This window comes from Rhizobacter sp. P2_H2 (genome assembly GCF_056403375.1).
Map to the genome: position 1 here is coordinate 1 of NZ_JBFUFP010000179.1, position 7,552 is coordinate 7,552.

Annotated in this window: 8 protein-coding genes and 1 pseudogene; 3 read left to right on the plus strand and 6 right to left on the minus strand. The window is 68.6% G+C overall.

The window, feature by feature from the left end:
* Positions 1-427, plus strand: a 427-nt coding sequence (locus tag AC1D15_RS12305; RefSeq protein WP_477826191.1) for a helix-turn-helix domain-containing protein, incomplete at its 5' end; no start/stop codon positions are given.
* Here the strand turns inward: AC1D15_RS12305 and AC1D15_RS12310 are convergent.
* The 3 genes and pseudogenes from AC1D15_RS12310 to AC1D15_RS12320 all read right to left on the minus strand — a co-directional run bounded on the left by AC1D15_RS12310 (position 412) and on the right by AC1D15_RS12320 (position 3,067).
* Positions 412-594 carry a hypothetical protein gene (locus AC1D15_RS12310; protein ID WP_477826192.1) on the minus strand — a complete coding sequence of 61 codons (183 nt, stop codon included), beginning with the start codon at positions 592-594 and terminating at the stop codon, positions 412-414. The two genes, AC1D15_RS12305 and AC1D15_RS12310, sit on opposite strands and share 16 nt — an antisense overlap.
* Positions 595-721: 127 nt before the next feature.
* Positions 722-964: pseudogene (locus AC1D15_RS12315) on the minus strand (glutamine amidotransferase-related protein); the annotation flags it as partial.
* Between the two features lie 201 nt (positions 965-1,165).
* Entirely contained in the window at positions 1,166-3,067 is a 1,902-nt protein-coding gene (locus AC1D15_RS12320) for a hypothetical protein (RefSeq protein ID WP_477826193.1), read from the minus strand.
* Positions 3,068-3,319: 252 nt separating this feature from the next.
* Between AC1D15_RS12320 and AC1D15_RS12325 the strand changes: the two genes are divergently transcribed.
* On the plus strand, positions 3,320-4,081 hold the full coding sequence (locus AC1D15_RS12325; RefSeq protein WP_477826194.1) for an SLAC1 family transporter: 762 nt from the start codon (positions 3,320-3,322) through the stop codon (positions 4,079-4,081).
* On the opposite strand, the gene AC1D15_RS12330 is transcribed toward AC1D15_RS12325, so the two are convergent.
* A complete protein-coding gene (locus AC1D15_RS12330; protein ID WP_477826195.1) occupies positions 3,995-4,762 on the minus strand; it encodes a hypothetical protein in 768 nt (255 codons plus the stop codon). The genes AC1D15_RS12325 and AC1D15_RS12330 overlap by 87 nt on opposite strands.
* 72 nt (positions 4,763-4,834) lie before the next feature.
* Positions 4,835-5,935, minus strand: coding sequence for an NADP-dependent oxidoreductase (locus tag AC1D15_RS12335; protein WP_477826196.1), 1,101 nt, complete (start codon positions 5,933-5,935; stop codon positions 4,835-4,837).
* A 5-nt stretch (positions 5,936-5,940) separates the two neighbouring features.
* On the opposite strand from AC1D15_RS12335, the gene AC1D15_RS12340 reads away from it, so the two are divergent.
* Positions 5,941-6,879: a LysR family transcriptional regulator gene (locus AC1D15_RS12340; RefSeq protein ID WP_477826197.1), complete on the plus strand. Its 939-nt coding sequence runs from the start codon at positions 5,941-5,943 to the stop codon at positions 6,877-6,879.
* An 18-nt stretch (positions 6,880-6,897) separates the two neighbouring features.
* Here the strand turns inward: AC1D15_RS12340 and AC1D15_RS12345 are convergent.
* On the minus strand, positions 6,898-7,552 hold a 655-nt coding region (locus tag AC1D15_RS12345), incomplete at its 5' end, for a diguanylate cyclase domain-containing protein (RefSeq protein WP_477826198.1).

Consider the following 7,552-nt stretch of genomic DNA (forward strand, 5'->3'; position numbering starts at 1 on the left):
CTCCTCGACGCTGCCGACGCTCTATGAGGAGCAGGGCATGGACGCGCGCCTGACCACGCTGCTGGTCGACGAGATCGGTGCGGCGCCCACCGGCCACCTGCACCTGCCGATGCCGGTGGATGCGCGCCTGCGCAAGATCGTCGAGATGATCATCGATGACCCGGCCGACCGCGGAACGACGCAGACCTGGGCGCAGCGCGCCGGCCTGAGCGAGCGGACGATGGCGCGCCTGCTCGCCAGGGAAACCGGCATGAGCTTCGGCCGCTGGCGCCAGCAGCTCCACCTGATGCTGGCGGTGAAATGGCTGGGCATCGGCTCGTCGGTCCAGCAGGTCGCGGACCGGCTGGGCTACGAGAGCTCGGGCAGCTTCATCACGATGTTCCGCAAGGCGATGGGGACCACGCCGGGGCGCTACGTCGTGGCCTGAAAGCCCCCCAGCCAGGCATCCACCAGGCCCGCGGCCAGCGCGCCGCCATGCTGCACGGCCTCGCGGCGCAATGCCGCGATGTCGACCCCGGCCTGGCTGAGCTCGCCCGCATGCCCGATCAGCCATTGCTCGATGCGGCGCGGATCGGCCTCCAGGTGGAACTGCAAGGCGAGGGCGGCCGGCCAGGGGCATGAAGGCTTGGTGCGGGCACAGCGCCGTGGCGGCCAGGCTCGGCAGGCCTGGCGGCAGCTCGAACTGGTCGCCGTGCCAATGCAGCACCGGCGGGCCCGGCGGCAAGGCGGCCAGCGGCGAGGCGCGGCCGGCATCGGTCAGCTCGATCGGGCCGAAGCCGATCTCCTTGCGGCCATGCGCCATCGGCTTCACCCGGGCGCCCAACGCCTTGGCCATCAACTGCGCCCCCAGGCAGACGCCCAGCAGTGGCCGATGCTGGGCGAGGTGTCGTTCGATCAGGCGCAGCTCGTCGGCCAGGAAGGGATAGACCGCGCCGTCTTCGTCGCCGATCGGGCCGCCAAGCACGACGACGAGATCGAACTCATCGGCCAGCGCCGGATCGTCGAGCGGATCGACGCCGGCGTCGCGGTACGCGATGCGGGTGCAGCCGCGCGGAGGGTGTCCGCTGGAACCCCCTTGGCGGCCAGGTAGGTGCGGCCGAAGCCGAGCACCTGGGCGATGTTCCTCGAGGCCTCGGGAACGAGAATGTCGAAGTGCATCGAGCCGCTACGGGTAGGTGATGGAGCCGGGGCAGGGTACGGCAGCCTGCCGGACGAGGGCCAGCGGCTGCGGGAAGTGCGAAGGCATCGGGTGCCACTCCAGCAGTTCTGCCCGGACGCCGGTATGCCCGTTGCGGGTTATCTTCGCTGACCAGGTAGTGATCGGTGATTCATCGGGCCTGCGTATGCAGCCTTGCCAAAGGCCATCGATGATGCCGAAGCCCGTCCACCCCGGGCATGACGCGTAGCTACTGGAGCCGGCCGAACCTGCAATGTCTGATTCCAACCGCGCGACGACCCTTGCACCCACCTCGCCCGATGCGGTTCCGTGAAGCTCGACAAGCTGTTCGGAACTGTCGGGGGAGCTGAGCGTGCATGAGCCGCTGGTCAGCTTGATGGCATTGTTCCAGGAGAGGCCGCCGGCATGGACCAGAACCGTGGACTGAGAATCGCGGTAGACCGTGTCGCCGAGATACTTCACCGTGACGATCTGCGACCACGCCGCACTGGTGACGAGAACGCTGCAACGCCCTGCACCGTCGATCAGTTGGGCGACGCAGCTGGCGCCCTGCAGCGTCACTTCCACCGATCCGGTGGGAGCAGCGCGAGACGGATCTGCAGGCCCGACGGAGAACGACACCTCCATGTTTTCACCGAGGTACGCCACCTCGGCACCTGCTTGCGGCGCATGGATGGCCACGCTGTTGCCTTCACGGCATTCCCCAGTGGAGTAGGGCGCTCCCACATTGAGGCTGCCGCTGGTCAACGACGACGATTGCCGGTCGATGCCCGCCGCCCGGAAGAAACCGGACACTTCGCTCTTCAACGAGGGCTGCATCCGCAGACAGTAGTACGGCGCTCCAGGAAAAGCCGACAGTTGCCCGTCCGCGTACATGCCGACCTTGAGGTCCGCGCCCATCGAGGGCACCTTGTTCAGGATCAGCAGTTGCGGGAGTGCCCGCACGTAGGCACCGAGGTCGGCCCCGACCTGGGCCGCAGCGTCAGGGCCTGCATCGGCCAACTCGCCCGTCACGCCGAAGCCGGCGGAGGCCATGGGGCCGTGGGCAACTAGGCCACCGGAACCGGAGTAATCGACGACGAGGTTGGTGCGAGCGTCTCCGTTCACGCGCAGCGCGAGGGAATACCCGCCCGTCCCATCGGCGCCGAGCCACACCGGCACCACGATCGAAGCCACCCGCACGCCCAGAACGCGCGACGCCTTGTCGACGATCGTCACAGGTATCGGGATGCGCACGGTCCCCAGTTGGTACGCCGCCAAGCTGGCGGGGATCCTCGGCGACAGCGGAAAGGAGCCGACGAACGATGAACGCACCGCACCGTCGATGGCGCCCGTGACGTCCAGATGGCCCTGTGCGCCGGTGCTGCCGTCTTCGTCGTAGCTGAGGTCCAGCCGCCCGCCCAGCACGAAGTCGACGCTGCCCGTGAACGGATGCCTGTCGATGGCGACATGGATCGCCTGCTGCAGGCCGGCCGCGGCTTGCGCGCGATCCTGCACGAGTGCGTTTCGAGATACCAGCGTGGCCGATCCGTCGGTGGCCTCGAAGGTTGCATCGCTCATGTCGATGACGTGAGACAGCCTGAGCTTGGCGAAGACCTCTTCGATCTCGGCCGGGACGACGCCGAGGATGGTGGTTCCGTCCACCTGAGTCACCCCCGTTACCCGTACGGCATCATCGTCCAGCAGCAGCACGGCGCCGACGGCGATGTCGTTGCGGACACTGTGTAGCGTCCAGCTCGCGTCGGTGGCCGAGGCGACCCATGCATCGCGGGATGAGTTCACGACCGTCACGTCGGCCTTCAGCGTGCCCTGGGTCGCGGGGTGCTGGGGCACCGGTGGTGGCGTGTCTTCCGAGCCGCCACCGCACGCGCTCAAGACGGCCACGACCATGAGGCAGGTGAAGACCCGTGGACAGCGAAGCATCATTGCTCCTCCCTCGCTGACGCAGCGATGTACGCAGCAGGGTAGCGCGACGATGCCGATCGCAGCACCCCTCGATCGGAGGGGCGGGGAGACCCTTGGCCATCTACCACACCGCGCCGTGAAACAGTCCCTTCCACCGCGGTGGATTGGTGCGTGAGGGGTGCGTCTACACAATGAGTCCCACCCGAGAACACCCGATCTCGACAGGAGATCCACACGATGAAGACCTTCCATGCTGCCAGGCTGATGGCCGCGGCGATCACCCTCTCTCTTGCCTCGCATGCTGCAAGCGCGGCGCCTGCGGCCGCCAGGGTTGSTGCCACCAACGCAGCATCAACCGGCGCCGTCCAATACCGCACCATCGCGGTCGATGGCGTCAACGTCTTCTACCGCGAGGCGGGCCCGAAGGACGCGCCGGTGCTGCTGTTGCTGCACGGGATCGTTCCCGCCGTCGGGCTGCTGGACGTGCCGCTCGCGGCGCCGTCGCTGCACCCGCCTGCGCAATGGCATGGCGTGCTGGCGCTCTGCTGGGCGGCCGGGCTGTTCCTGTCGGTGCTGCTCATCGCCATCGTCGTCTCGCGGCTGATGTTCGAGGCGCCGATGCCGCCGACGATGAAGCCCACGCTGCTGATCCTGCTCGCGTCGGCCGTCGTCGGCATGTCGAGCTACGTCGCGATCTCGGGCGGCCGCCTCGACCTGTTCGCGCAAGGCCTGTTCGGCATCGGGCTCTTCATGCTCGCCGTGCTGGTCGGCCGGCTCCGCAGCGCGTTGCGTGCGCCGTTCAAGCTGAGCTGGTGGGCGGCGAGTTTTCCGCTGGCGGCGTGCGCGATCGCGTCGCTGCAGGTCGCTGCGGCCGCCGAGTCGCCTCTCGCCGATGGCATGGCCGTGCTGTTGCTAGCCTTCGCGTCCCTCGTCATCGGGGTGCTGCTGCTTCGCACGCTGCGCAGCGTGGGGCAGGGCAGGCTCAGGGAGATCGTGTGAACCCGGCCACACCAGTGCGTCACGCGCCGGTGAGTAGCGTGCACCGTGCTTCGCTGCACGCTGCAACTCGGCGCGATCGACGTTGCCGAAGCCGCGGTCGATGAGCAGGTCGATCAGGCCCGCCGTCAACGGCTCCAGGGCCTCGCGCGACGCGGCCGACGTGAACCGGGCCTGGAACGACTCCGTCGCCAGCCGGCACGCTTCACGCAGTTCGGCAACGGGCAGCCCCTGCACCGTCCGGTTCCCCACCAGCGGCAGGTCCGTCTGGAAGTGCATCGCATCGCCGTCCAGGCGATACGTGCCATGAAACCGCATCGTGACCTGCTCGCCGTGTTCCGCCAGCCCCGACTCGACGCGCTCGCCGTGGAAGGCGAGGCACATGCATTCCTGCGTGTGCGGCTCCAGCAGCCAGGCATCTCCCGCCGCCGCAAACATCACCATCGGCACGGCGAGCATCTCCGGACCGGTCACTTCGATGCGCCGGCCCCCCTCGACAGCCACCGCCTGGAACGCGGCGATCCTGCTGCGCAGCAAGGCCACGCCGCCCTCGGCCTGCGCGCCCTCGAGGCAGGCCGTGACGTGGCGCCAATGGTCATACCCCGCGCCCCGGGCGACGCGGTCGAGCAGGTCGGCCAACTTGCCGCCACCGTTGCGCTGCAGGCGCCTGGCCTGCTTCTTCAAGTGCTCCACCTTCTCGGTGGACGTCGGGATGTGTCGCATGCCGCCAAGCATAAGTGCGGCTGAGGCATCCCCTCACGCCACCGTCAGCACGATCTTCCCCTGGAGGTGCCCGCGCGCGGCCCGCTCGTGGGCCTGCCGCGCATCCGCCAGCGCGAACCTGCTGTCGATGGCGWCGCGAACCGTCCCTGCATCGAGCAGCTGCCCGAACGCTGCGAGTTGCGAGCCGTTCGAGCGCACCTGCGTCATCGAGACGGTGATGCCGCGCTGCGCGGCCTCTTGTGCCTCGGCGAAGCCGATGAACACCGGGAACAACGCGCCGCCGCGCTTGAGCGTGCGCAGGAAGCGGCCGGTGGTGGGGCCGCCGAGGGTATCGACGACGAGATCGAGGTCGCTCACCACGTCCTCGGGCGCGCTGCGGGTGTAGTCGATGAACTCGTCCGCCCCGAGCCCGCGCAGGAACGACTCGTGCGCGCCCGATGCCACCGCGATGACGTGCGCGCCTTGCGACTTCGCCACTTGCAATGCCAGGTGCCCCACGCCGCCCGCGGCGCCATTGACGAGCACTTTCCTGCCGTCGAGCGGCACCGGATGATGGCGCTGCGCTTGCAGCGGGTTGGCGTGGTCGTGCCCCAGCTCGATCAAGTACTGCCAGGCGGTGAGCCCGGCCATCGGTGCCGCGGCAGCGTGCACGTGATCGAGGCCGGCAGGCTTGCGCGCCAGGTCGGCCACCGGCACGGCGACGTACTCGGCATACGCGGCCCCTTCGCCCTTGAGGCCAGGGAATCGAACCATGCCGAACACGTCGTCGCCCACGGCGAAGCGATCAACATCGCCCGCGACGGCCGCGATGACACCCGACACGTCCGTCCCGGGAATCACAGGGAAGGGCACCAGCGGCCGCCACTCGGGAGGCAGGTTCCTGTAGCCCTCGCGCAGGTACCAGTCGGGCGGGTTGATGCCTACCGCGTGAACGCGGACGAGCACCTCGCCCGGTTGCAATTCGGGCACCGGGGCGTCCTCGTAGCGCAGCACCTGCGGACCACCGAACTCGTGCAGCCGGATCGCCTTCATCGTCTTCGTCGTCATCACCATCTCCTTCACCGCGAATTGCGTTGACAAGGAGTGTGGATATTCGCCACCCGTTTGATAATCCTGGCGCAACTCACTTGACAAGTGCCATGACGGAACAAATCAGCCTGGAGCGTCTCACGGGCATCGTCGCGTTCGCGCGCGCGGCGTCGTACGGCAGCTTCACGGCGGCGGCACGCTCGCTGTCGGTGTCACCGTCGGCCGTCAGCAAGACGATCCAGCGCCTGGAGCAGCAGCTGGGGCTGCGCCTGTTCACGCGGACGACCCGCTCGCTGGTGCTGACACCGGAGGGGCGTGAGCTGCACGAGCGCGCCCGGGTCCTGCTGCGCGCCGCCGAAGAGGTGGTCCAGTCCGCGGCCGCGGTGCGGGCCGAGCCCTCCGGCATGCTGAAGATCGCCGCGCCGCTGCCCATCGGCACGCGCCTGCTCGCGCCGGCGCTGCCGGAGTTCCGGCGCCGCTACCCGAAGCTGCACATCGACCTGCGGCTGAACGACCGCTTCGTCAACCTGGTCGAGGAAGGCATCGACGTGGCGATCCGCGTCGGCCAGCTCGCCGACTCCGCGCTGATCTCGCGCGGCCTCGCGACGAACCACCTCGGCGCCTACGCGTCGCCGGCCTACCTGGCGGCGCGCGGAACGCCACGCAAGCCGGAAGACCTCCGGGATCACGACTGYGTTAATTTCCGCTACCAGACCTCGGGGCAGCCGCTGCGCTGGTTGTTCAAGGTCGGCAGCCGCACCATCGAGTTCACGCCCGACGCCGCCATCGTGGTGGACGTGAGCGACGCGGTCGTCGAGGTGCTGGCCGCCGGTGGCGGCATCGGCATGACGGCGTCGTGGATCGCAGCCCCGTACGTGGAACGCGGACTGCTGCTGCCCGTGCTCGCCGAGTTCTCGATCGACCGATCGGCGATCACCGCCGTCTGGCCCGAGAGCCGGCGCGGCAACCCGAACCTCAAGGCGTTCGTCGCGTACCTCGACGAAGTATTCCAGGGCGTCATGTCCGGGCCCTTGCCGTCAGTCTCGTGACGTGCCTGGACGAGCGTTTCAGGCCCGCCCCCCTTCGACCAGGCGAAGCGCCACTTGGACGTTGTTGCGGCCCGCGCCCTTGGCCTGGTAGAGCATCACATCCGCCTGCCTGACGAGCGCCTCGACGGTCATGGCGTCACCCTGGTAGAACGCCAGGCCGATGCTGGTCGTGACATCGATCGTCTGCTGGTCGACCACGAACGGCGTCCTCATGGCCTGGACGATCTTGGCGGCGACGGTGGCGGCCACATCGGGCGCCGGCAGGCCTTCCATGATCACCGTGAACTCGTCGCCGCCCAGGCGGGCGACGGCGTCGCTGGAACGCAGGGTCCGGGACAGCCGGTCCGCGAATTCCCGCAGCAGTGCGTCTCCCGCGCTGTGTCCGTACCGGTCGTTGATCTGCTTGAACCGGTCGATGTCGAGGTACATGAGCGCCATCAGTGCACCCGTGGCGCGGCAGCGCTCCATCGCCTCGGCGACGCGCAACTCGAAACCGGCGCGATTGACAAGGCCCGTGAGCGGGTCCAGGCGAGCCAGCTCGATCAGCCGCTTCTCTTCGAGCTTCTGGCGGGTGATGTCGCTGACCACGGCGTGGAAGCCGAGCACCGTGCGGCCGTCGGCGGCCAGCTGCGGGATGTACTGGGCCTCGTAGCAGACATGGCTGCCGTTGGTC

Bases quoted from the DNA above. Each gene is read 5' to 3' on its own strand.
- AC1D15_RS12320 (WP_477826193.1), bottom strand. From the start codon at position 3,067: ATGGTCGTGGCCGTCTTGAGCGCGTGCGGTGGCGGCTCGGAAGACACG.